This window comes from Streptomyces erythrochromogenes (assembly GCF_036170895.1).
GTDB classification, from domain to species: domain Bacteria; phylum Actinomycetota; class Actinomycetes; order Streptomycetales; family Streptomycetaceae; genus Streptomyces; species Streptomyces erythrochromogenes.
Window position 1 is genome coordinate 7,882,774 of sequence record NZ_CP108036.1, and the last position, 22,266, is coordinate 7,905,039.

The following is a 22,266-nucleotide window of genomic DNA, read 5'->3' on the forward strand; positions in this document are numbered from 1 at the left end:
CGGCTCCCCTCGGAGCGCACCGGCCCGGCCCCTGTTCCTCGGGGCCGGGCCGGCGCGCGTCAGGGCAGCATGCGCGCCACCGTTGACGACGGCCCCCACACCTGTGACCAGAGATCGGCACGCTTCGACGGAACCGCCGAACCCTGGGTGGCCGCGGCCGAGGCCGAGCTGCGGGCCCGGGGTGGGATCGTCCTGCGCCTGGACGGCGAGGAGCTGCACGAGAAGGGTTCTCGCAGATGAACTCCGTCCCCTCGTGCAGGTGGGGGTGTGGAGCGCTGCCCTGGTCCTTGATGCGGACCCGCCATCCGGGGTTCTCAGTCGCGGAAATCGGCCATGCGGACGGCCGCAACGGGCTCGGTCCTCCTGGGCCTGAAGGCCGGGGTTCCTCGCTGGATCCCGCTGAAGTGGAAGGGGTTCCGGTCGGGCACCTCCGTCACCGGTGCCCCGGCCAGGACCGGTCCACCACCACGACGGAGAGCGCCCGATGCCCACCACCGGAAACACGGCGAGCCCCGGCACGGGCGCCGACACCGGTACCGGTACCGGCGCCGGGCAGCCCTGGACCGCGCTGCGGCACCTGCGCCATCTGCTGGACCTGCTCGACCAGGGCGCCGCGGCCGAGCAGTTCGCGCCGCCGGCCGTATCCGCCCGCGGCCCCCACCTCGACGGACCCGACGCGGCCGTGGTCGCGGGGGCCACCCGGGTCGCGCTCCGCATCCGCCGCACGCTCGGCCAGCACCGCCGCCGCGAAGCCGAACTCGCCGCGCTCTTCGACACCGCCGGAGACCTGGCCCCGGCTCAGGGACCTGGACGCCGTACTGAAGGCCATCGTCCGCCGCGCCAAACTGCTCCTCGGCACGGACGTGACGTACCTGTCCCTCATCGACGACGAGGCCGGCGACACCTACATGCGGGTGACCGACGGCTCCGTCTCCGCCGCGTTCCAGCAGGTCGGACTCGGCATGGGGGAGGGGCCTCGGCGGTCTGGTCACGGAGACGGCCCGCCCCTACTCCACCGCGACTACCGGCGATCCGGCACACCACGCCGCCATCGCCATCGACAGCGCCCGCCTGCTCGACGAGAGCCGCAGCGCATTCGTCGACCTCAACGAGGCCTCGCGGACCTCGAGGCGCACAGTGACGCCGTGCGGCGGGCCGAGGACGCCATCCGCGTAACGCCCGTTCCGCCACACGCCCGGCCCCGCTTCGCGGCGCAACCGGCCGAAGGCGCCGGCAGGTGGCAGGGTGGACGGCATGTGTGGCCGTTACGTCTCCACCCGTGGTCCCGAGGACCTCTCCGGCCTCTTCCAGGCGGCGCCCCCGGATCCGGGGCACGTGCTGGAACCCAGCTGGAACGTCGCCCCCACCGACGCGGTCTGGGCGGTGCTGGAGCGCGCCGACCGGGAGAGCGGGCTGCTGGAGCGCAGACTGCGGCCCCTGCGGTGGGGTCTGGTGCCGTCGTGGTCGAAGAGCCCGTCCGGCGGCGCGAAGATGATCAACGCGCGGGTGGAGACGGTGCACGAGAAGCCCGCGTACCGGCGTGCCTTCGCCAAGCGCCGCTGCCTGCTGCCGGCGGACGGGTTCTACGAGTGGCAGGCCGTCCCCGCCTCCGCCGGAGTCAAGGCGCACAAGCAGCCGTACTTCATCCGTCCCGAGGGCGGCGACGTGATGGCGATGGCCGGGCTCTACGAGTTCTGGCGCGACCCCGGCATCACTGACGACGACGATCCGGCGGCGTGGTGGGCCACCTGCACGATCATCACCACCGAAGCGACCGACGCGGCGGGCCGCGTCCACCCCCGCATGCCGCTCGCGCTCGCCCCTGCCGACTACGAGGCCTGGCTCGACCCTTCCCACCAGGACGCGGACGAACTGCGCGCCCTGCTCGCCGCGCCCGGGGGCGGCCGGCTTGACGTCCGCGCCGTGTCGACCGCGGTCAACAACGTGCGCAACAACGGGCCCGAGCTCCTCGACGAGCCCGCGGACCCCGCGCCGCCGGCGGCGGCGAAGTAAAGAAACATTGACACGATGTCCTCCCTGCTTGACACTTCACGTGTCAGGTTTTCTTTACATGGGGAGCGGTCGTGGCAGTCGAGGAAAAACGCGCATGGATCATGATCGTGGTCACGGTCGTGTCGTACGCGGTGTACCTGGCACTCGTCCTCGGGAGATCCGGGGACGGCCCGATCGCCGAGGAGCCGTACGCCGCCGCCCTGCTGTGGACGGTCGGCTCGGCCATCGCCGCCTCCATCCTGCTGCACATCACCGTGGCGCTCCTGTCGCCCGAGGAAGGCAGGATCAAGGACCAGCGCGACCGCGAGATCCACCACTTCGGCGACCACATCGGCCAGTCGTTCGTCGTCGTCGGCGGCGTGGCCGGGCTCGTCCTCGCGATGGCCGAGGCGGACCGGTTCTGGATCGCCAACGCCATCTACCTGGCGTTCGTCCTGTCGGCGCTGCTCGGATCCACGGCGAAGATCTTCGCCTACCGGACGGGCTTCCAGCCGTGGTGAGGCCCACGAGGGTCACCAACAGGATCCGGGCCCTGCGCTTCGCCAACGGCGAGATGACCCAGGCCGAGCTCGCCCGCCGGATCGGCGTCACCCGGCAGACCGTCATCGCCATCGAACAGGGCCGCTACTCGCCCTCCCTGGAGAAGGCCTTCGAGATCGCCCGCGTGTTCGCCGTACCGCTCGACTCCGTGTTCCAGTACTCCGCCACAGTCACCACCACAGAGGGAGAAGACTCATGAAGGCGATCGTCCAGGACGGCTACGGCCCCCCGGAGGTGCTGCGGGTCGACGAGGTGGACCGGCCCGTTCCGGGCCGCGGCGAGGTGCTCGTACGGGTCCATGCCGCTGCCGTCGACCAGGGTGTCTGGCACCTCATGGCGGGCCTGCCGTACGCCCTGCGCCCCGTGTTCGGCCTGCGGGCGCCCCGTGTGCGGATACCCGGCATGGACCTCGCGGGGCGGGTGGAGGCCGTCGGGCCCGACGTCACCCGGGTCCGGCCCGGCGACGAGGTGTACGGCAGCTGCAAGGGGTCGTTCGCCGAGTACGCGTGCGCCAAGGAGGACTCCCTCGCCCCGAAGCCGGCGCGCCTCGGCTTCGAAGAGGCCGCCACCGTGCCCGTGTCCGCGGTCACCGCCCTCAAGGCACTGCGCGAGTCCGGCCGGGTCCAGGCGGGCCAGAGCGTCCTCGTACTGGGCGCCTCCGGCGGAGTGGGCACGTACGCCGTACAACTGGCCAAGGCCTTCGGTGCCCACGTCACCGGGGTCTGCAGCACCGCCAAGACGGACCTGGTCCGCTCCATCGGCGCCGACGAGGTCGTCGACTACACGCGGGAGGACCCCGTCGACGGCAGCCGCCGCTACGACCTCATCCTCGACATCGCGGGCAACCGGCCGCTGTCCCGGCTCCGCCGCGCCCTCACCGCCCGCGGAACCCTCGTCATCGTCGGCGGGGAGGGCGGCGGCCGGTGGATCGGCGGCAACGAACGCCAGCTGGGCGCCCTCCTGCTGTCGCCCTTCACCGGCCAGCGGCTGCTCCCGCTCGCCGTCATGGAGCAGCACCACGGCGACTTGGAGGCCCTCACGGAACTCATCGAGACCGGAGCCGTCACCCCGGTCGTCGACCGCACCTACCCGCTGGCCGAGGTCCCCGACGCCATCCGCCACCTGAGAGGAGGCCAGGTACGCGGCAAGATCGCGATCCGGCTATGAGCCGGCCGCGGGCTCCCAGGTGATGCGGGCGACGACCGGCAGGTGGTCACTGCCGGTGGCGGGCAGCGTCCGGATCTCGGCGAGGGTCGCCGAGCGCGCCAGGACCTGGTCGATCCGCGACACCGGGAAGGACGCGGGCCAGCTGAGGGCGAAGCCCCGCCGGGGCGCCGCCATCCGCGAGGTCAACGGAGCGAGCCCGCGGTCGTCCACGGTCCCGTTCAGGTCCCCCAGCAGGACCACCCGGTCCACCGGCTCGGCGGCGACGGCCGCGCCCAGCAGCCGCGCGCTCTCGTCCCGCAGCTGCGAGGCGAAGCCGGACGGCCGGATGCGGACCGAGGGCAGGTGGGCGACGTACACGGCGACCTCCCCCTCCGGGGTGCTCACCCCGGCCCGCAGCCCGCGGCTCCAGCCCTCCCCGATTCCCGCGGGTTTGATGTCCAGGCGCCGTACGCCCGTCAGCGGGTACTTCGACCAGAGGCCGACCGTGCCCTCGACCGCGTGGTGCGGATACCGCGACTCCAGGGCCGCCGCGTAGGCCGGCAGTGCGGAGGGGGTCACTTCCTCCAGAGCGACGAGTTCCGGCGCGGCTGCGGCCAGGGCGGCGGCGGTGCCCGCCGGGTCCGGGTTCTCGTCGCTGACGTTGTGCTGGACCACCGTGAGGTGGGGTGCGCCGCGTTCCGATGGGAGGAGCAGCCCGCCGAACTGGCCCAGCCACGCGAGGGCGGGCAGCAGCAGGGCCACCAGGGCCACGGCCGACCGGCGTACCAGCGCCGCCACGAGCAGCAGCGCAACCACCAGGCCGAGCCAGGGCAGGAAGGCCTCCACCAGGCTGCCGAGGCGGCCGACCGCATTCGGCACGGCGGAGTGGAAGGTCAGCACGGCGGCGGTCAGCAGGGCGAGCGCGGCCAGAACGCGTCCGCGCGCGCCCCCGGCCGACCGCCACCGGGCGACGCGGCGCATGCCGCCGGCCAGACCGCGGTCCGCGGCGCCGGCCGCACCTCTGCCCGTCTGCTCGGCCAAAGCCCCGCCCCTCCGCCCGCGTCCTGTACCCGTCCGCGTCCTGTCCCCGTCCCGTCCCGCAGACGTGAGCAGCCGCACGATGTCGCACGCTACGACGCATGATCCGCCGCCGGGGTTCCCGCCCGCCACCGGCGCATATGTTGTGGCGGAGGTGCACGGACCTGCCTGTGCGAGAGTGACCGGCGGGGCCCGGCCGTAGGGGCCGGCCCGGGGCGAGAGTGACGGGAGAGCCGCATGGGGTCAGCGAGGGTCGCAGTCGTGACGAGCGACACCGGACTCGACCAGGACACCGATCTGCCGCTGCTGCTGGACGCCTTGCGCGCGGAGGGTCTGTCCGCGGAGCCGGTGGCCTGGGACGCGGACCCGGGGCGCTGGGGCGGCTTCGACCTGGCCGTCATCCGCTCGACCTGGGACTACGTCGGACGGCTTGGGGAGTTCCTGGCCTGGGCCGAAGCCACGGCCCGCGTGACCCGGCTGTGGAATCCGGCACCGCTGGTGCGCTGGAACAGCGACAAGCGCTATCTGCTCGACCTCGCCGGGCGCGGGGTTCCCGTGGTGCCGACCCGCTGCATCGCCCCGGGCGCACAGTGCGCCGAGGAGGACTTCGACGGCCCGCACGGAGTGGTGGTCAAGCCCTCGGTGTCCGCGGGCGCGCGGGACACCGCGCGCTACGAGCCGGGCCGCGCGGCTGACGCCGTACTGCACGCCCGCATGCTGCTGGAGCAGGGGCGCACCGCGATGGTCCAGCCGTACCTGCCGCTGGTGGAGGAGGGCGAACGAGCCCTGGTCTTCTTCGCCGGGACCTTCAGCCACGCGATCCGCAAGCAGGCCCTGCTGACCGAGCCCGGGCAGATGGACAACTCCCGCGTGGCGCACCCCGGGGCCGCGCTCCACACCCCGACCGAGGCGGAGCTGCGTACGGCGCGGGCGGCGCTGGCCGCGGCTCCCGTCCGGGGCGAGCCGCTGTTCGCCCGGGTGGACCTGGTACTGGACGAGGCGAGGGGGCCGGTGGTCATGGAACTGGAGCTCATCGAGCCGAACCTGTTCATCGGACTCGCCCCGCAGGGAGCGGACCGGCTCGCCCTGGCCGTGGCGGTGGCGGCCCGGGAAGCGAAGGCGTAGCGGATTCCTTGTCGGTCGGGGCCGGGCTCGTGCCGCCCGGCCCGACCGGCCTACGACCGGCTACGACGTCCTGCACGCGCCGCGCATCCGGCGGCGGCGCAGCAGCAGGCCGACGCCGGCCCCGGCCAGGGCGGTCACCGCCACACCCGCCGTGGTCCACCAGACGGCGGCACCGTCGGCGCCGGACGCCGCCTGCGTCCCGGAGGGAGCCGGAGCGGGGGACGACGCGTCCGCGGAGGTCGCTGCGGCGGAACCGGAACCGGAAGCAGACGCAGAAGCGGCGTCGGGGGTCGGGGCCGAGACGGCCGGAGTGCCGCCGGTCGTGGCACCGGTGGTCCCCGCGCCGGTGGTCGGGGCCGGATCCACCACGGGCACACCGACTTCGAGTTCACCCTTGCCGAGCGCGGGGAACCCCACCTCGACGGTGACCTTCCACGAACCGGGCGGCAGCGTCTCGGCCGTGGTCCAGCCGGCGGGCGCTGCCGCCGGGTCGCGCACGAGGCGCCAGGGGCCCATCGTGCGGGTGCCGTCGACGCTGACCGCGTTCACGGTGGCGGCGACGTTCTCGTCGATGGCGTCCCCGTCGTTCTCCCAGGTGATGTCGGTGGTGACGTGGCCGGCGCGTTGCCCGGTCACCACCACCTTCAGGGTGTCTCCGTGGGCATGGGCGGCAGCGGGGATCAGGAACATGAGACCGAGTGCGGTCAGGGTGGCCGAGAGAACGATTCGTATGCGCATCGTCGGGGTGCTCCGGTCGAGATGAGGGGTACCGGCGGACGGCCGCATGGGGGCGGCCGTCCGCCGGGGGTGGGATCACGGCGTCACGGGGTGGTCCCGGGGCCAGGGCGTGCGAGCCCCTGGGCGTCCGGGCGTGGCGGCAGTGCTCAGCCGGACTTCTGGAGGGTCCAGGCCTGCGCCGCGCGGCCGTCCGCACGCTGGAGGTCGAGCAGCCAGTTCCCGTAGTAGGGGCGGTTGCTGACGGTGAGGGCGAAGCCGCCGCTCGGATCCGTGACGGTCACCGCGCCACCGCGGGTCGTCAGCTTCCAGGCCTGCGCGCCGTTGTTCTTGTCGCACGGCTGCTGCGAGACCCACATGCCCTGGGCGGGTGCGCCGCCCGGCTGGAGGCACTTGCCGGAGACCGCGGACCGGATGCGGACCTGGCCGCTGCCCGCGTCGTCGAAGTACCACTGCTGCTGGGCGTAGCCGTTGGCGCGGCCGCCGACGAGCACGGTGCCGTCGGCGGTGCGGCCGCCCCACACCTCGGCCGCCATGCCGGTGCTGCCGTTGCCGAGCGTGTAGCGGCTGCCCGGGGTGGTCGCCCCGCCGCCGGCACCGGTCGTACGGAAGCTCGCGGCCTTGCCGGGACCGCTGTCGCGGCCGGAGCCGTCACGGGCGGAAACGGTCACGGTGTAGGCGGTGTTGGGCTGGAGGTTGTAGATGCGCAGCACCTGCGACTGGACCCACGCCAGGTGCTTGCCGTTCAGCATGACCTGGTACCAGGCGGTGCCCTCGACCTTGGGCCAGCTCACCACGACGGAGTTGGACTGGATCTGGGCCGCCGTCGCGGTCGGTCCGCCCGTGGGCTTCTTGGTCGGCGTCGGGCTGGGCTTCTTCGTGGGCGTCGGCGTCGGGTTGGGACCGGGGTCCGTGCCGCCGCCACCGCCCTTGTTCTTCATCAGGAACTGGTTGTCGGCGATGTTCCAGTGCGTGGCCAGGTAGCTGCCCGGCTTGGGACTGGTGTGGAAGTAGTCGTCGTGGTTGCAGTCCAGGATGTTCTCGGACGCCTGGTTGGTGCAGATGTTGCGCATCTGCGGGTAGTACGGGGTGTCCGAGTAGCACATGACGTCGTACTCATCGGTGCAGTGCGCGCCGCGGCTGGTGTTCGGGGCGCTGTTGTTGACGGCGCCCAGGTTGTGGCCGAGTTCGTGCGCGGCGGTGTGACCGCCCCAGCAGCCCGAGTCCGTGCGTCCGTAGGACGGGCCGAAGTTGCTCTGGTTCGCCTGGCCGGGACGCTCGTCGCCCGCGAAGGTGCCGATGCCGCAGTAGACCTGGCTGTCGGCGAAGATCATGTACTTGCGGTCGCGGCGGTCGAGGCCCTTGGCGGCGAGCGCGTTGTTCGTCGCGCTGAACTCGGCGAGGGCGTTGGCCGGGAGCTCGATGTTGAGCACGGTCGGAGTGCAGTCGGCGGCGGTCACGTAGCGGATGTGCCGTACGCCGCCGGTCTCCTTGGCGCTCGCCGAGTAGATGAGGTCGGCGTCGGCGGCCCACTTGCGGAACGAGGCCACGTACTCGGAGTAGCGGTCCTTACCGGGGGCGTGGACGTACACGACCTGCACGCGGTTGCCGGTGCTGCCGTCGCCGTCGCACTGGACGGTCTGGCCCGCGGGGCCCGCGGCGACGGCCTGGCCGCCCTCGGCGGCGGCCGGCTGGGGCGCGCTGTCCTTGGTGGCCGCGGCGTCGGCCGCGGGCGCGTCCTGAGGACGCCCGCCGCCTTCCTTGGTGGCCGGGTCGTCGGTGGAGGGCTTGGCCGGATCGGCCGCCGGGGCGCTCTCCTTGACGGCCGGCGCTATGTCCTTCGTGATGTCGACGCCCTTGGGCGGGGCGTCGGGGCCGTGGGTGCAGTGTCCGTCCCCGGTGCGGTAGACACCGACGCAGCGGTCGCCCTTGGGCGCGGGCTGGAGGCCGTCGTAGACCATGCCGCGCGCGTTCTCGTTGGCGGGCGCCGCGGAGAGGGGTTCCGGCTCCTCGTCCCGGGCGGGGGCGGCGGCCGGAGCGGAGGCGGCGGCCTCGACGGATCCGGCGGCCTGGGCACCGTCGCCGAGCCCGGAGTAGGCGACGCCCGCGGCGATCACCGCTCCGGCTGCCAGGGCGGCGGTGGCGAGTATCAACCGCCGGGGTTTGCGGCGGTGGTCGGTCGAACGGCGTCTGCGACGTCCTGTCATGGGCACCTCAAATCGTTGTCGGACTAGTGGGTGCGCGGAAGCCTGCCAGACGAATGCTGCGGAGAATTCGGACAAACGGGGGCGTGGGCCAGGAAATCATTCCGTTACCTGTCGGCATGATTTGACGAACACTCAACTTGCAGAAAAAAAAGGTGAGTTACGCGCGTCGCATGCCAAAGGTCCAGTCCTTTCGAGGCGGGTTGTTATCAAATCGAGATATGATGCGGAAGCTTATTGACGGGAATTCAGTCAGGAATTCACCTAATTACTACCTGCCGAATTCTCTCCGTCACGAGCGGTGAGGGCCGGCGCCCCGGCTACCACCCGGCGGCCCGTCGGCTCCCTTGCGGAGCCCGCCAGTTGCCGCCGGAGGCCGGCCGACGGGATCGGATCGAAGCCGCCCCGCACCTGAAAGGAGACAGGAGCGGGGCGGCGTGGCGTGACGTGGCCGGGGGATCAGTCGTCGACGGCGCCCAGGTCGATGCGGGCGAGGCGCTCGGGGTCGGTGAGGATGTCGAGCGCGATGATCCTGCCGTCCCGGATGGTGAACGCCATGACCGACATCGCCCGGCCCTCCGCCAGTGCGACCACGCCGGGAAGTCCGTTGACCAGGGCCGGACGCGCGGCCTCGGCGAAGCGGGCGAAGGTGATCGCCTGCGAGGCGACCTCGGCCGCGCCGCGGCGTACCAGTGAGGGGCGCAGCGTGCCGCCGTCCGAGCGGGCCACGACCTCGGGGTCGAGGACGTCGACGAGGGCGTCGAAGTCCCCGCCGCGCGAGGCGGCGAGGAAGGCGTCGACGACCGCGCGCAGCCGGGCCTGGTCCGGATCCGGAGGGGGTACGACGCCCTGCACCCGGCGGCGGCCGCGGCTGGCGAGCTGCCGTGTCGCGGCCGGGCTGCGCCCGAGGACCGGGGCGATCTCGTCGAAGGGCACCGCGAACAGGTCGTGGAGTACGAAGGCCAGGCGCTCGGCGGGTGCGAGGGTCTCCAAGACCACCATCAGTGCGATGCCGACCGAGTCGGCCAGGAGGATCTCCTGCTCGGGGTCGAGGCCGTCCGCCCGGCTGACGATCGGGTCGGGAAGCCGGACCTGCCCGTTTTGGTCGTGCAGCGGATCCTCGCGCCGGGTCGTGCGCGAGCGCAGCATGTCCAGGCACACCCGCCCGACCACGGTGGTCAGCCAGCCGCCCAGGTTCTCCACCGCGTCGGCGTCGGAGCGGTTCAGCTTGAGCCACGCCTCCTGTACGGCGTCCTCCGCCTCGCTGAGCGAGCCCAGCATCCGGTAGGCCACCGCCCGCAGGTGGGTCCGGTGCTCCTCGAACCTCCGCGCCAGCAACTCTTTCCCGCTCACCCGTCACATCCCCGTGTCAGAAGGCCAGTCCGGGATCGGACGATAACCGACCTCCCAACGGGCCGCGCGCGCATATGAGTTGGCGCACGGCGGTCGAGGAGCTCAGAGGCCGAGGCCGCCGGAGGGCCGGTACCGGCGGGGGTCGCCGGGCAGGTGCTCGCGCTGCACGAGTGGGGCGGCCGCGAGCTCCTCCGGGGTGGTCGGGGAACGCCGCGCCGGTCCCGCAGGGTGTCGGTGCCCGAGCCGAGCCGCCGGGCCGCGTCTGCGGCCGCCCCGGCCCGTTCGGCGATTCGCGCTGCCCGCCGCCGTGGGCCGCGAGCCCAGCGCCGTCCGCTCCGGGCCCGGAGGCCGACATGGCCCGGCCTACGCCCGGGCCGCCGCCTTGCGGAGGTGGCGGTAGAGGCGGTCGCGGTCGTCGTAGAGCCCGCGGCTGTCGGTCGGTACCAGGGCGCCGTTGACCGCCATGGTGGGGGTCCCCTCGGCCGGCGAATTGCTCATCGCCTCGTCCGCGGCCTCCACGAACTCCCGGTGCTTCGTCTCCAGCACGGCCGCATCGAACTCCGGGCCGCGCAGGCCCGGCACCTTGACGGCCAGGGCCAGCAGCCGGTCCCGCGTGAATCCGCCGGCCCTGCGCACCTTCGCCTGGTGGCGGTACAGCAGCTCGTGGTACTCGGTGAACTTGTTGTGGTCCACGGCGGCGCGCAGCGCGTTCGCGGCGAACTTCGACCCCGGGCCGAGGAAGGACCCCAGGGTGAACTGGAGCTGCAGCGCGTCGTTCCGGGCCGCCTGCTTCAGGTAGGGGCCGTTGCCGTCCAGCTCGAACTCGGCGCAGGCCGGGCAGCTCAGGTCCTCGTAGACCCGTACCGAGAGGGGAGCGGAAGGGTTCCCGATGACGATCGTGGTGCCGTCCGCGGCCAGGGACTCCCGCGCCGCGGGCAGGTTCGCGCTGGCCGACACGTCGAGCGGGTCGTCGCCCTCGCCCTTCGGGCCGCCGCCCCGCCCGGCCTCACAAGCGCCGACGGAGGACGCCACGACAAGGGCCGCGGCCGTTCCGAGGAATCCGCGTCTGGTTCTGACCTGCATCAATGTCCCTTCCCCCTGATCGACAGGGAGACCTTACGCGCTCCGAAGCCACACCACGCACCGGGTTTCCGCGAACCCCGTGCGGCCGGGTCCGGCGACGACTGCGCCGTACTGAACGCGCTCAAAAACTTCGGCCATCGACGTGACAGCGGCTGTCCGAAAGTGGATGATGATCCCTGGCGCTACGGGGCCGTGCGCCCGACTGCCGCCGGGGGGAACTGGCGCCGTCCGGGATCGTGATGCACCACACCACACCCACACCGCACCGCACCCACCCGTGGCGCCCCATGCCGTCTTCTGCTCACAAGGATGCCTTCTGTTGCGCCCCACTCGTGCGACCGTCCTGCTCACCGCAGGTCTCGTCACCCTTCTCGGGACACCGGCCGCCACTGCGGCCGAAACCCCGTCCACCCTCTACGTGAACAGCCGGGAGGGGTCGAACTGTGCCGACTCCGGCCCCGGTTCGCAGGCGGTCCCGTACTGCACCATCTCGGCGGCCGCCAAGGCCGCCGGGCCGGGGCAGACGGTGAAGATCGGGATGGGCGTCTACCCCGAGGCCCTGAATCTCGACCGCTCCGGCACGCCGGGCAAGCCGATCGTCTTCGACGCCGAGCTCGCCGACCGCATGCCCGCGACCTCCGTCAAGTCGCTCACCATCACCAGTGCCTCGCACCTGGTGGTCCGCGGTCTCCGGCCCGCCACCGTCAGGGTCTCCGGGTCCGCCGACATCGAGCTGGACCGGCTGCGGACCTCCAGCAGCCGCGCGCCCGGCGTCATCATCGGCGGCGCGAGCACGGACGTACGCCTCACCCGCAGCCACACGAGCGACGTCCGGATCGAGGGCGGCTCCCAGCGCACGCTGCTCGGCCGCAACGAGCTCGTGGGCTACGAAGGACCGCCGGTCACCGCGCAGGACGCGCCCGGCACCGTCATCACCAACAACAGGCTGGTCAACGACTGCCTCGCATCCGCCTCGGTCATCGGGACCTCCACAGGATCCGCCCTGTTCAACAACGTGGTCTACGCGTACAGGACCGCAGCCGCGTGCCCGGACGGAGCCCCGGCCACCGGCATCGAGGTGGCGCCGACCGCGGCATCCGGAACCCGCGCCGACTACAACCTGCTGGTCGACGGCGAGACCAGCTGGCTGACGGCCTACAAGTGGGCCGGCACCGTCTACGAGACCGCCGCCGCGCTCAAGGCGGCGACCGGCCAGGGTGAGCACGACCTTCTGGTCCCGTCCGCGATGATGGTGGTCGACGGGAACGACGGCTCGCCCATCATCGACTCCGGGGACCCGACGGCTCCTGGCGTCCTCCCCACCGACGAGCGCGGCTTCCCGACCGCCGACGACCCGCGCCAGCCCAACACCGGCAAGGACGGCGGGTACATCGACCGTGGCAACCGCGAGACCCAGGACTGGCTGTCCCGGGCCTCGGTCGAGATCGAGGAGAACTGGGCCCCGGTCGGCACCACGGTCACGGCCAAGGCCATCACCGACACCAGGTGGGGCGGGCTGACCTACACCTACGACTTCGGTGACGGAACGGACCCGGTCATCACCAAGGACCGCACCGCGGCGCACGTCTACACGAAGCCCTGCGAGTGCACCGTCAAGGTGACCGCGGTCACCGGCGTCGGTGTGAAGGCCACCGGCGAGACCACCACCAAGGTGACGGCGACCGGCCCGCTGACCGCGGGCTTCACCACCCGCGCCGTCCTGCCGGACTCCGACAACCCGATCGGCTACACCCGCCCGCTGACCTACGAGTTCGACCCCCGGCCCGCCACCGCGGCACCGTGGCCGGTGCAGCGCGTCGCCGTGGACTTCGGCGACGGCAGGTACGAGCACAGCGACCACATGGACCGCGCCTACACCCACACCTACGACCGGCCCGGCGACTACAAGGTGACCTTCACCCTCGGGGACAAGAACGGCTCCGTGAACACGGTTACCCGGAACGTCCGCGTCGAGTACGCACCCTCCGGCTACGCGGCGGTCGAGCCGTTCCGCCTGCTCGACACCCGCGAGGGCGGTTCACTCCAGGCCGGTGCCCCGACGTCGATCGTCCTGCCCGTGGGCCTCGCGGTCCCCAAGCACCCGCTGTCGGGCAGCATGGCCGCGGCCGTCCTCAACGTGACCGTCACCGACGCCACCCAGGACACCCACCTCAGCGTCTGGCCCTCCGGCCAGCCCCGCCCGATCACGTCCAACGTCAACATCAAGGCCGGCGGCACCGCCTCCAACACCGTCACCGTGCCCGTCGGCGCCGACGGGAAGGCCCTCGCCCAGCTCAACGCGGGCAAGGCCTCTCTCATCGTCGACTTCGTCGGCTACTACCAGCCGAACATCGGCCGGCGGTTCACGCCGCAGAACCCGGCCCGTGTGCTGGACACCCGTACTGACGGCGGCAAGCTCGGCGGCGGCCAGACCCGTACGGTCAAGGTCGCAGGCGTGGGCGGCATCCCGGCAGACGCCACCGCCGTCACGTTCAACCTCACCAGCACCGGCACCACCCAGAACACCCACGTCATCGCCTACCCGGACCCCGCCAAGCGCACCGCGACGTCGAATCTCAACCCCGAACCCGGCGTCGACAAGTCCAACCAGGCCATCGTCCCCGTCGGCCCGAACGGGACCATCACCCTCTACAACAACACCGGCGCCACCGACCTGATCCTCGACGCCGTCGGCTACTACGCCGAGGACGGCAAGGCCCTCTTCACCCCGGTCGTGCCGACCCGCCTCGCCGACACCCGCACCACCGGCAAGATCGCCCCCGGCGCCACCACCACGGTCGCCGGCATCCCCGCGAACGCCCTCGGCGCCGTCGTCAACATCACCGCCACCGACACCACCGGCGCCGGCTTCCTCACCGCCCACGCCGACGGCACCGCCCGCCCCGAGGCCAGCAGCCTCAACACCCGGCCCGGTGTCACCGTCCCCAACCACGTCACCACGCCCGCCGCGGGCGGCCGTATCGCGATCTGGAACAGCTGGGGCGGCGGCAACCACGTCATCACCGACCTCCTCGGCTACTTCACCCAGGACTGACGTCCGACCGGAACACACCAAGAGCCCCGGCCATCGCGCACGAGCGACGGAGGCCGGGGCTCCCGGCATACTCCGCAGGCCGCAGCGGTTGCGGGGCCGGAGTCCTGCGCGTATCCGGCCGGTGGCGGCTCGGGACGCCGGTTCTTCGATCCGCCCGCCGTACCGGAGGTGGCCGGGCCGCCCACCCGACTACCCTCTTCGAATGTCGATGCGAGGCGCGGGGGCCACCGAGAAGGACTGGGCCGGGCTCTTCGCGGGGATCGAAGCCCTGGCAGCACAACCCTCGATGCGGCAGGCATGGCTGATGGGGCTGCGCCACATCGCGCCGGCGGACGTGCTGGTGCGCCTGCTGGACACGTCCGTCATCCTGGACCTGCCGACCGAAGTGGTCGACGCCGTGATCGCCCACCCCGACCGAAGGATCCGCTCGCGACTCGCGGAAACCCGTAGGGGCATGAGCGTTGATCAGTGGACGAGACTGATCGCCAGCGAGACCGGCACCCGCCGCGGGCGCTTCCAATGGCTGGCCACCTGCCGCGGCCCGAAGGTGCCAGAGGCCCGGTTCGAGCGCTGGGCACGCGACCCGGATCCGCAAACCCGTCTGCAGGCCCTGTGGTTCCGTGGCCTTCCGCAGGAGCCGGCACTGGCCCTGGCCGCCGATCCCGATCCGGAGGTGCGCGCGGAAGCCTGCGCATACGCCTGGCCGTATCTGGACCGGGGCCGACGGTCCGCCCTCGCCGACGACCCGTCGCCCCGGGTCCGGGAAGTCGCCCGCCGGCGCACCGGCTTCGACCGACCCATGTCACGGACGGAGTTCGATGCCCTGACCACCACGGAGCAGTGGCGCGCGGCACGCGTCCAACTGCTCGGGCGAGACTTCGCCGAACACCTGGTCCGTTGCGGGGAGCGCGGACTGCGGCAGAACCTGGTCGACAACGAGCGTCTGGACGCCGACCTGATCACCGCGCTGGCCCACGACGAAGACCCCCATGTGCGCGCCGCGGTGGCCGTCCGAGCCGACGTCACCGAGGAGCTGCGCGCCTCGATCAGCGCGGGACTGCCCCCGGACACCCCCTACTGGGCTGTGGACTGGGTCGAGGAGTGCCACGACGATCCCGATGCGATGCGCCGCCTGGCACCGTCCGCGAGCATCGGCATCCGGCGCAGCGTCGCGCGAGCCCGGCACCTGCCACCGGACGTCGTGGACCGCCTCTCCCGCGACCCGGACTCCCATGTGTCGTACAACCTCGCCTCCTGCTGCGAGGGCGCTCCCGCCGAGCTGCTGCTGGAGGTCGCGCTACGGCGGGACGGCGGCTTCCTCGCTCTGGACCACCCGAACTTCCCCCGCCACACGCTCCTGCGCTTCGCCGACGATCCGGACCCGCTGCGGCGCCGACTGGCCCTCGAATCCCCGGAGTCCACCCCCGGCCTCGCCGAGCGTCTGGACGACGACCCGGACGAGCGCGTGCGGGCACGTGCCGCGGCCGACCCGAGGCTCTCGCCCGCCACGGTCCTGCGCCTGCTCGACTCCACCCCGCGGACGCGCCGAGCAGCCCTCGGGAATCCGCAGCTCCCCGTCCCCGCCCTGGTCCGACTGCTCCGCGACGCGGACACCGCCGAGGGCGCGGCCGCGAACCCGGCGATCCCCACCTCGGTCGTACGGCAGTTGGCCGAGCTGTCCTGCGCAGCGGAATCGCCCACTGGGTGGCTGGCGCGGCCCTGACCGTGCTGCGGGAGTCGGTCCGCCGGTGCGAGATCCCGACCGGATCGAGGACCGGGCGGATCACACCCGGCCGAGGTCCGAGCTCACCCAGCGGGCCGGACGCATGTGCATCACGACCTGCTCGCCGTGGTTCTTCCACGCGTCGTCGACGTAGCCGTCGACCTTGTCGGCCGGCAGGTACCGGGCGGAGATCGACTCCAGTTGCTCGCGTGCGGCCGGTTCGACCGAGACGACCGGGCCCTCGACCGACACGTACCGGATCGTCGGCTCCACACGGTCGACCATCAGGCTGAACCGGCCTGCGGCAGCGATCAGCTCTGCTTTGCGGGAGTCGCGGCCGGTCATGATCCAGATGTCGCCGCCTGGGGAGTAGTCGTACCAGATCGGTACCGTCAGCGGGGCGCGGCCATCGCCTGCGCTCACGGCGAGGGCGGCAATGTGGGGTTCGGCGAGGAACTGCTCACGCTCGGTCCGGGACAGGGCCACGACATCCTCCTACTGGCAGGGCGGAAAGGCGTACTCCCCGAGAACACCGTCCCGACGCCGGACCATTCCCCGGCCCTTGCCCACCCGGCGAGACTCGGACGTACCGCCCAACCACGCGCACCGGAGGAGTCGGCGCCGTCAGTGGACGGTGGCGCCGGCGCCCAGGTAGTCGAGGTCCGCGCGGGCGAATCCCGCTGCGGGTGCGCGGGCATTGCCAGCGGTCGAGGACCTCGGGCCCGGAGAGGTTCGCGGGTTCGGCGGAGTTCAGCACCTCCAGGCCGACGGGAAGGTGCTCGAGCACATCGTCCACGTGGACGTCGTAGGGACGCCACCTGTGCGGGCACGCCCTGCCGTCGTCGCCGTGGGCGAGCCGGCGCAGTACGGCGGTGACCTCGTCCTCGTCCCCGGCGTGGTGGCCGTGCCGGGGCTCTTTCCAACTGCCGAACAGAGCAATCCAGTTGTCGGGCATGGGCATGGGCATGGCCGTCGCCATGCCCTCGTGCTCCGTTCGCGAGTTCCTGGCTCCGCGGTCATTGGATCACAGGGGCGTGCTGCCCGGCGCAGCTCGGCTCGTCCGCCTCGCCCGTCAGGGGGATGTGCGGTGCGCCGTGACGGTTTCGGCCCCCGGTGCGGGCACCCTTCGGTGGGACGAAAGGGAACAGCGATGCCACTGTATCTGTCGAGGTTCAGCTATACGCCGGAGACCTGGGCGCGACTGACCAGCCACCCCGAGGACCGCGCCGAGGCGGCCCGGTCGTACATCGAGTCCGTCGGTGGGCGGCTCCACGGCTTCTGGTACGCCTTCGGCACCCACGACGGCTACAACCTGTGGGAGGCCCCGGACAACGTGTCGATGGCCGCAGTGGCGCTGGCGATCAGCCGCGGTGGCGCGCTCCGCTCGTTCGAGACGACCGTCCTGCTGACAGTCGAGGAAACCCTGGAGGCCCTGAACAAGGCGGGGCAGGTCGGGTACCGGGCTCCGGGCGCATAGGGCCGGCGTCACGCAACGTGCGGCGGCCGCGAGAATTCCCACGCGACGGCTGCGGCCGCCCCCGGGACCATTGGCCGATGACCACGGCCCGGTCCGCTGGCCGACGTTGCGCACCGTGGCAGGGGAGCCGGCCCCCGGTACGTGGGGGCGGGTCCCGGCCGTGCCGGGCCGATTCTGCCCGCCATATCCGGGTGCGGCGTGGAGGAGTGCTGTGGTGTCCTGATACGGCGAGGTCGCGCCCATCCCACCCTTGGACACCCGGGGGCAGCTCCCGTAGGGGCGGTGGCGGTGCCGGCCGACGGTTTCTCAGATGGAGTGTATTTGTTCTTTTTTGTGTGTGCGGGGTGCGGGGCCGAGCTGACCGTCCCGCTGTCCCAGGTCGTCCTGCCCGTCCACGCCCATCAGAAGTACGGGAACGGGACCCAGCTCCCGGTGCTCATGGAGTCGGGCACCTTCGCCGTGGAATCGGAGCCCTGGGGGCCGCCGTGGCGGAAGTGGGAGGAGATCCATCCGGACGAGGCCGCTGCCCGCGGTGTCTACGCGCCGGTCCACGCCCTGTCCGACGGTGCTCCCGGCGCGACCGTCATCGCACCCGGCGACGCCCTCGGCACCGTACTGATCCCGGAAAACCGCGGCGGCGGGTACTGCTGCGGACTCGACGGCTCCGCCGGGCCCAACGTGGCTTGCGCGGCGTGTGCCCTGCCCGTGGCGTGCCGGATCGACGACTGCTCGCTCTGGCAGGCGATGTGGCTCGCCCCGAGTGCCGTACGCCGCCTCCCCGTCGACGGCACCGACGCCGTCCCGCGTTCCTGGGCGGAGCTGATGGCGGAGGGCAAAGGCACGCCCCCGTTCGAGCCGCTCGCCGCCTGGGGGTCGCGGCTGGGAGCGGGTCACTGGTCGAATTACTGGTGGTCGTGGAGCCCGCAGTGGGAGGCGGCGGCCAGCCGGGCACTGGCCCATCTGCTGGCCGCCTCGGGGGGCCGGCCCGTGACGGTCCCGGACGGTTTGGCCGCAGAGGTGTTCCGGCGCACGCTCGACGCCATGCTGCCGGCGGGTCCGCCGGCGCGGCGCGCCGTCCTGGCCGGACCGGGACGACCGGCTCCGGACGGGGAAGCCGACATCCTCCTTGTACCGGTCCATCCACAGACCGGGGAGGTGTGGGCCCCGGCCTATCCGGCGGCCTACCCGGTGCCGCTGCCGTTCGGGGTGTGGCTGTGGCTGGCCTTCCCCGAACCGGACCTGCCCGTCCCCACCTCGGGCGTCCTCCCCGACGGCGTCCTCCGCGACGACTTCGACCCACCCGCGCCACGCCCCCGCCACCTGTTCCGAGCCGACCCGCACACCTTCCGGCGCACCCTGGTCCGGCTGCCGGACGTCCGCCGCCCGTGGCTGCGTGAGATCCTCGACAACTTCACGCAGCACATCCACGCCGGCTCCTTCTAGCGGAAGTGCCGCGACCGAAGTGCCCGGCTTCGTCGATGAGGCGCCGGAAACGGTCGTTGTCCAGGGTCAGTCCCACCAGAACTCCCAGCAGTTCAGATCGATGAGGTGCTCGGCGTAGGCGGCCAAGGGGGGATGGGCGCCTTGCCAGACGTTGTCGGGGCAGAAGGCGAAGTGTTCGGCGGCAATGGGCAGGGCGTCGTCGAGTCCGTTTCGGGGGTGCGGCGACGCTGAGGTGGAGGGTGCTGGAGCCGAGGCCGACGACACGCGCGCCGAAGCGCTCTTCCCAGTCGCGTGCGACCGCGGAGAACCTGGCCGTGTCACCGTTGTAGTTGAGGGGGCCGTCCCCACCGCATGCGGTGAGAGCATCTGCTCCGCGCGGTGCCGAGACTAGGCCGAGGCGCGCGTGCGGGTTCTGGACGAGGAAGGCTCGCGCGTATTGGGAGCGGATCCGCCGGGACGAGCCGGTGGATCTTTCGGTCGACGGGGCCCTGGACCTGCGGATGAGGATCCTCTCGGCGGAGGCCCGGGCGGCACGGGGCCTGCTGGACGCGGCCCGGCGCCGAGCGGATGCGGCGCCGGTCACCGCGGCCGACCACGCAGCCTGGCGTACGGGACTCGGCGGCCGGGGCCCTGCGCGCGTTCCTGCTGCTGCCGCTGCCGGCCGCTGCCGAGACGGTTCTGAACCGGCGCCTGTCCGTACGCCGGCGCGCCGACCTTGCCGCGGATCTCGCCGACTGAGACCTCCCCGGCCGGGGCTCCTGGACCGCCGGCCGCCGGGACGGCGCACGCAACTCAGCGGTGGCGGCGGTGGAGCTGCAGGGTGGTGAAGACCGCCACGCCGAGGGTGATGTGCATGAGGGACAGGGCCGCGACGGTGCCGCCGTCGGCGCCGGACGACAGCGGGCCGGCGACCGACAACAGGGCCAGCCCGCTGCCCACGTACTGCGCGATCCGCAGGAAGACCGGCTTCCACAGGGCCAACAGGAGGGCGGCGCCCACCCCGACGACCAGCGGCACGACGGACGACCCGATGACGCCCCCGACCGTGATCGGGTGTTCTTCACCGCCGTCGTCGACGACGAGCGAGGCGCCGGCCAGCTCGGCGACGGCGAAAACGATCAGATTGACCACGGCCGCACCGACCGCGCCGACGACCAGCACCTTCCACCAGCCGAAGCCGGAACGGCGGACCGGGCTGTGAACTGCGGTGCTCGACATGAGAGTTCCCCCAACGTGTGAAGTGCCGGGCTGCGGTTCGGCCGCGGCATACGAGAAGCCTCCGACCTGAACCTCACTTGAGGTCAAGGCCTGTCCCAGACGGCGTCGAACCGGCCGACGACCGCCCGGAGCCGGCGGGCACTGCGCTGTGACAGGGCCCGCATCACGGTGTCGAGGAGGGCGCGGGCCTCGAAGGGGTCGCCGCAGCAGTGCCAGTGCACGTCGCTCCGCTCGTGGTCCTGCCACAGCAGGCGCCCGGGCCGGTGGACGTAGTCCTTCCACAGCCGTACGGCCGCGCCGACGTCGCCCGGACGCAGATGGTTCCGGGTCTGCTCGAGGCGGAAGATCTCGGACGCCGCAGCCGAGGACAATCCGTCGATGTTCGGCCGCGGCCTTGTTCCTGGAGTCCGCCGGCCGGGGGTGCCGGCCCGGACCTGTCCCGGCCGTCTACGCGGCACGGGCCTTTCGGGTCGTTGTCATGCGGTGCATCGTGCCATGGCGGTGGGCGATGTGCCGAACGGGTTTGTGCGCTCGCCCGCCCGGGCTACGCCACCAGGAAATCGCGCAGGTCGACGATCGTGTAGCCCTCGGACTCGGCGGCGTCGATGATCAGGGGGAGGGCCTCGGCGTCGAGGACGATGCCGTCGCCGTTGCTGCCGACGTGCATCTGGATGATCGCTCCCGGGGTCAGGGCGTCGATGGCGCGTTCGGCGGCCGCCTCCGCGCTCATGCCGCCCTGCGGGCCGAGGTAGCCGTTGGTGTCGGCGGTGAACTCGATCGCCGCGTAGCCCAGGTCGTTGACGTCGGCGACGGAGGCCCGCGTCGTGGCGCTGTAGGGGAAGCGGAAGAACGGCAGCGGCTCCGTGCCTGAGGCCGTCCGGATCGCCGCGTCGGCGCGGCGTACCTCCTGTACGCGCTGCGCCGTGCTGAGGTCCCTGAAGTAGGGATGGCTGTACGAGTGGTTGCCCAGGCCGTGTGCCGCGCCGATCGTGCGCACCGCCCCCGGGTGCGCGTCGGCGAAGGCGCCCGTCGGGAAGAAGGTGGCGGGCAGCCCCCGCCGCCGCAGTTCCGCAAGGACGGTGTCGATCCCGGCCTCGTCCCACGCGGCGTTGAAGGTGAGCGCCACGACCTTGCGGGACGTGGGCAGCCTGCGGATCTCACTGCCGAGCAGCGAGGCCGGCGGGCGCGGACCGGAGGGGACGGTCGCGCCGTTCGCGGCCCGGGCGCCCGGGCACGGTACGAGGCCTGCGGCGAGCAGCGCCGCCAGCGCGGCGCGTCGTCCGATGTCCACCACGGTCGCTCCCTCCGGCACTGCACTGCACGCCACGCCACGGCACGGTGCGTCGGTACCGGCCTGCCACGACTATGCGACGGCGCGCACCGTGGCGGCCGCAGCCCGTGCCGCGCAGCCGGGTGAACCGTCTCAGGGCCGCCGGAGCAGGTGCGTCGTCAGGTGGTGCTGGAGGGGCTGGCCCACCGCGGCCATGTCGTGGACGACCGTCATCTCCCCGTCCCGGACGGTGTACCGGCGGCGCGTGCCGGTGACCTCCTTGGCCAGCGGCGTCAGCGACACGTCCTTGGTCTCGATGTCGAACTCCGCACCGGACGCCCGCCCCACGTACGTCTCGACGATGCCGGTGGGGTGGGCGAGCACGACCTCCAGGGAGGCGTCGGGCGTCACCCGCCACCACCCGGCCTCGCGCCCCGCCGGCCGCAGCGGTGCACCGGCGTCGTCGACCAGCCACGCCCGCGCCTCGTAGCGCAGGAAGGGGCGGCCGTCATGGCTGAAGGTGACCTCCTGCCCGTAGCGGAAGTCCTTCTCCAGCGTCGGATACTCGCCGCGGCCGCTGCCGTGCCAGCGGCCCAGCAGCGGTAGCACGGGTGCCAGCAGCGGATGCGGGTCCGGACCCTCGCCGAGGACGTGGCTGTCGGGGTACGGATTCTCCTGCACCGACTCGAACATGTTCACCCTGCCTGTCTGCGTGTGGCCCCGCCGCAACCGGACCGAACCGACCGAATCCGCAGCATAGGCGGTGCGCAGGGGCGTTCACGCAACCCGGCCCTCGCCCGGCCTCGCCCCGCCCCCGAAGCAGGGGGCGGGGCGAGGCCGGGA

The 22,266-nt window shown here is 72.4% G+C and carries 22 protein-coding genes and 2 pseudogenes; 12 read left to right on the forward strand and 12 right to left on the reverse strand.

Annotation, left to right across the window (positions count from 1 at the left end; genetic code table 11):
- The first annotated feature begins 69 nt into the window (after positions 1 to 69).
- From OHA91_RS36190 to OHA91_RS36215, 6 genes and pseudogenes are all read left to right on the forward strand, one after another.
- Entirely contained in the window at positions 70 to 240 is a 171-nt protein-coding gene (locus OHA91_RS36190; RefSeq protein WP_328740789.1) for a hypothetical protein, read from the forward strand.
- 244 nt (positions 241 to 484) lie between these two features.
- Positions 485 to 1,166, forward strand: a pseudogene (locus OHA91_RS36195) (hypothetical protein); the annotation flags it as partial.
- Between the two features lie 88 nt (positions 1,167 to 1,254).
- Entirely contained in the window at positions 1,255 to 2,013 is a 759-nt protein-coding gene (locus tag OHA91_RS36200) for an SOS response-associated peptidase (RefSeq protein ID WP_031148006.1), read from the forward strand.
- Between the two features lie 71 nt (positions 2,014 to 2,084).
- Complete coding sequence (locus OHA91_RS36205; RefSeq protein WP_031148008.1) at positions 2,085 to 2,513, forward strand: hypothetical protein; 429 nt, start codon at positions 2,085 to 2,087, stop codon at positions 2,511 to 2,513.
- A complete protein-coding gene (locus OHA91_RS36210; protein WP_266505091.1) occupies positions 2,510 to 2,752 on the forward strand; it encodes a helix-turn-helix transcriptional regulator in 243 nt (80 codons plus the stop codon). Before OHA91_RS36205 ends, OHA91_RS36210 begins: the two co-directional genes overlap by 4 nt.
- On the forward strand, positions 2,749 to 3,720 hold the full coding sequence (locus OHA91_RS36215) for an NAD(P)-dependent alcohol dehydrogenase (protein WP_328740790.1): 972 nt from the start codon (positions 2,749 to 2,751) through the stop codon (positions 3,718 to 3,720). The genes OHA91_RS36210 and OHA91_RS36215 overlap by 4 nt, the downstream gene beginning before the upstream one ends.
- On the opposite strand, the gene OHA91_RS36220 is transcribed toward OHA91_RS36215, so the two are convergent.
- On the reverse strand, positions 3,715 to 4,680 hold the full coding sequence (locus OHA91_RS36220) for an endonuclease/exonuclease/phosphatase family protein (RefSeq protein WP_031148014.1): 966 nt from the start codon (positions 4,678 to 4,680) through the stop codon (positions 3,715 to 3,717). The genes OHA91_RS36215 and OHA91_RS36220 overlap by 6 nt on opposite strands.
- 318 nt (positions 4,681 to 4,998) lie before the next feature.
- On the opposite strand from OHA91_RS36220, the gene OHA91_RS36225 reads away from it, so the two are divergent.
- Positions 4,999 to 5,862, forward strand: coding sequence for an ATP-grasp domain-containing protein (locus OHA91_RS36225; RefSeq protein WP_328740791.1), 864 nt, complete (start codon positions 4,999 to 5,001; stop codon positions 5,860 to 5,862).
- A 60-nt stretch (positions 5,863 to 5,922) separates the two neighbouring features.
- On the opposite strand, the gene OHA91_RS36230 is transcribed toward OHA91_RS36225, so the two are convergent.
- The 4 genes from OHA91_RS36230 to OHA91_RS36245 all read right to left on the reverse strand — a co-directional run bounded on the left by OHA91_RS36230 (position 5,923) and on the right by OHA91_RS36245 (position 11,237).
- A complete protein-coding gene (locus OHA91_RS36230; RefSeq protein ID WP_031148018.1) occupies positions 5,923 to 6,600 on the reverse strand; it encodes a hypothetical protein in 678 nt (225 codons plus the stop codon).
- Positions 6,601 to 6,746: 146 nt separating this feature from the next.
- Complete coding sequence (locus tag OHA91_RS36235; RefSeq protein WP_245240046.1) at positions 6,747 to 8,804, reverse strand: RICIN domain-containing protein; 2,058 nt, start codon at positions 8,802 to 8,804, stop codon at positions 6,747 to 6,749.
- A 456-nt stretch (positions 8,805 to 9,260) separates the two neighbouring features.
- Positions 9,261 to 10,154 carry a sigma-70 family RNA polymerase sigma factor gene (locus tag OHA91_RS36240; protein WP_328740793.1) on the reverse strand — a complete coding sequence of 298 codons (894 nt, stop codon included), beginning with the start codon at positions 10,152 to 10,154 and terminating at the stop codon, positions 9,261 to 9,263.
- 363 nt (positions 10,155 to 10,517) lie between these two features.
- A complete protein-coding gene (locus OHA91_RS36245) occupies positions 10,518 to 11,237 on the reverse strand; it encodes a DsbA family protein (RefSeq protein WP_266505077.1) in 720 nt (239 codons plus the stop codon).
- A 319-nt stretch (positions 11,238 to 11,556) separates the two neighbouring features.
- Here OHA91_RS36245 and OHA91_RS36250 point away from each other — a divergent pair, with 319 nt between their 5' ends.
- Positions 11,557 to 14,292: a PKD domain-containing protein gene (locus OHA91_RS36250; protein ID WP_031148027.1), complete on the forward strand. Its 2,736-nt coding sequence runs from the start codon at positions 11,557 to 11,559 to the stop codon at positions 14,290 to 14,292.
- A 202-nt stretch (positions 14,293 to 14,494) separates the two neighbouring features.
- The gene (locus OHA91_RS36255; protein ID WP_328740794.1) at positions 14,495 to 16,015 is read left to right on the forward strand and encodes a PE-PGRS family protein; all 1,521 of its coding nucleotides are present in this window, start codon (positions 14,495 to 14,497) and stop codon (positions 16,013 to 16,015) included.
- Between the two features lie 60 nt (positions 16,016 to 16,075).
- On the opposite strand, the gene OHA91_RS36260 is transcribed toward OHA91_RS36255, so the two are convergent.
- Positions 16,076 to 16,501 carry a pyridoxamine 5'-phosphate oxidase family protein gene (locus OHA91_RS36260; RefSeq protein WP_328740796.1) on the reverse strand — a complete coding sequence of 142 codons (426 nt, stop codon included), beginning with the start codon at positions 16,499 to 16,501 and terminating at the stop codon, positions 16,076 to 16,078.
- Between the two features lie 664 nt (positions 16,502 to 17,165).
- On the opposite strand from OHA91_RS36260, the gene OHA91_RS36265 reads away from it, so the two are divergent.
- Both OHA91_RS36265 and OHA91_RS36270 read left to right on the forward strand, forming a co-directional pair.
- Positions 17,166 to 17,492, forward strand: a complete 327-nt coding sequence (locus OHA91_RS36265) for a GYD domain-containing protein (RefSeq protein ID WP_031148033.1) — start codon at positions 17,166 to 17,168, stop codon at positions 17,490 to 17,492.
- A 321-nt stretch (positions 17,493 to 17,813) separates the two neighbouring features.
- A complete protein-coding gene (locus OHA91_RS36270; protein ID WP_037631781.1) occupies positions 17,814 to 18,935 on the forward strand; it encodes a hypothetical protein in 1,122 nt (373 codons plus the stop codon).
- A 66-nt stretch (positions 18,936 to 19,001) separates the two neighbouring features.
- Here the strand turns inward: OHA91_RS36270 and OHA91_RS36275 are convergent, their stop codons facing one another.
- Together OHA91_RS36275 and OHA91_RS36280 are read right to left on the reverse strand one after the other, a co-directional pair.
- A complete protein-coding gene (locus OHA91_RS36275) occupies positions 19,002 to 19,301 on the reverse strand; it encodes a DUF4253 domain-containing protein (RefSeq protein WP_328740797.1) in 300 nt (99 codons plus the stop codon).
- Positions 19,192 to 19,518, reverse strand: a pseudogene (locus OHA91_RS36280) (DUF4253 domain-containing protein); the annotation flags it as partial. The pseudogene OHA91_RS36280 and the gene OHA91_RS36275, both read right to left, overlap by 110 nt.
- Between OHA91_RS36280 and OHA91_RS36285 the strand changes: the two are divergent.
- Entirely contained in the window at positions 19,503 to 19,673 is a 171-nt protein-coding gene (locus OHA91_RS36285) for a hypothetical protein (protein ID WP_328740798.1), read from the forward strand. The pseudogene OHA91_RS36280 and the gene OHA91_RS36285 overlap by 16 nt on opposite strands.
- Positions 19,674 to 19,727: 54 nt before the next feature.
- On the opposite strand, the gene OHA91_RS36290 is transcribed toward OHA91_RS36285, so the two are convergent.
- From OHA91_RS36290 to OHA91_RS36305, 4 genes are all read right to left on the reverse strand, one after another.
- Positions 19,728 to 20,153 carry a DUF6069 family protein gene (locus OHA91_RS36290; protein WP_266505060.1) on the reverse strand — a complete coding sequence of 142 codons (426 nt, stop codon included), beginning with the start codon at positions 20,151 to 20,153 and terminating at the stop codon, positions 19,728 to 19,730.
- 83 nt (positions 20,154 to 20,236) lie between these two features.
- Positions 20,237 to 20,524: a hypothetical protein gene (locus OHA91_RS36295; RefSeq protein WP_266505058.1), complete on the reverse strand. Its 288-nt coding sequence runs from the start codon at positions 20,522 to 20,524 to the stop codon at positions 20,237 to 20,239.
- 173 nt (positions 20,525 to 20,697) lie between these two features.
- Positions 20,698 to 21,447, reverse strand: coding sequence for a polysaccharide deacetylase family protein (locus OHA91_RS36300; RefSeq protein ID WP_328740799.1), 750 nt, complete (start codon positions 21,445 to 21,447; stop codon positions 20,698 to 20,700).
- A gap of 129 nt (positions 21,448 to 21,576) precedes the next feature.
- A complete protein-coding gene (locus OHA91_RS36305) occupies positions 21,577 to 22,116 on the reverse strand; it encodes an FABP family protein (protein ID WP_031148049.1) in 540 nt (179 codons plus the stop codon).
- Positions 22,117 to 22,266: the final 150 nt, after the last annotated feature.

Coding starts and splice junctions, on each gene's coding strand:
- OHA91_RS36215 (WP_328740790.1), top strand. CDS start 2,749: ATGAAGGCGATCGTCCAGGACGGCTACGGCCCCCCGGAGGTGCTGCGG.
- OHA91_RS36275 (WP_328740797.1), bottom strand. CDS start 19,301: ATGCTCTCACCGCATGCGGTGGGGACGGCCCCCTCAACTACAACGGTG.
- OHA91_RS36245 (WP_266505077.1), bottom strand. CDS start 11,237: ATGCAGGTCAGAACCAGACGCGGATTCCTCGGAACGGCCGCGGCCCTT.
- OHA91_RS36255 (WP_328740794.1), top strand. CDS start 14,495: ATGTCGATGCGAGGCGCGGGGGCCACCGAGAAGGACTGGGCCGGGCTC.
- OHA91_RS36235 (WP_245240046.1), bottom strand. CDS start 8,804: ATGACAGGACGTCGCAGACGCCGTTCGACCGACCACCGCCGCAAACCC.
- OHA91_RS36200 (WP_031148006.1), top strand. CDS start 1,255: ATGTGTGGCCGTTACGTCTCCACCCGTGGTCCCGAGGACCTCTCCGGC.
- OHA91_RS36230 (WP_031148018.1), bottom strand. CDS start 6,600: ATGCGCATACGAATCGTTCTCTCGGCCACCCTGACCGCACTCGGTCTC.
- OHA91_RS36290 (WP_266505060.1), bottom strand. CDS start 20,153: ATGTCGAGCACCGCAGTTCACAGCCCGGTCCGCCGTTCCGGCTTCGGC.
- OHA91_RS36190 (WP_328740789.1), top strand. CDS start 70: ATGCGCGCCACCGTTGACGACGGCCCCCACACCTGTGACCAGAGATCG.
- OHA91_RS36220 (WP_031148014.1), bottom strand. CDS start 4,680: ATGCGCCGCGTCGCCCGGTGGCGGTCGGCCGGGGGCGCGCGCGGACGC.
- OHA91_RS36265 (WP_031148033.1), top strand. CDS start 17,166: ATGCCACTGTATCTGTCGAGGTTCAGCTATACGCCGGAGACCTGGGCG.
- OHA91_RS36285 (WP_328740798.1), top strand. CDS start 19,503: ATGCGGCGCCGGTCACCGCGGCCGACCACGCAGCCTGGCGTACGGGAC.
- OHA91_RS36305 (WP_031148049.1), bottom strand. CDS start 22,116: ATGTTCGAGTCGGTGCAGGAGAATCCGTACCCCGACAGCCACGTCCTC.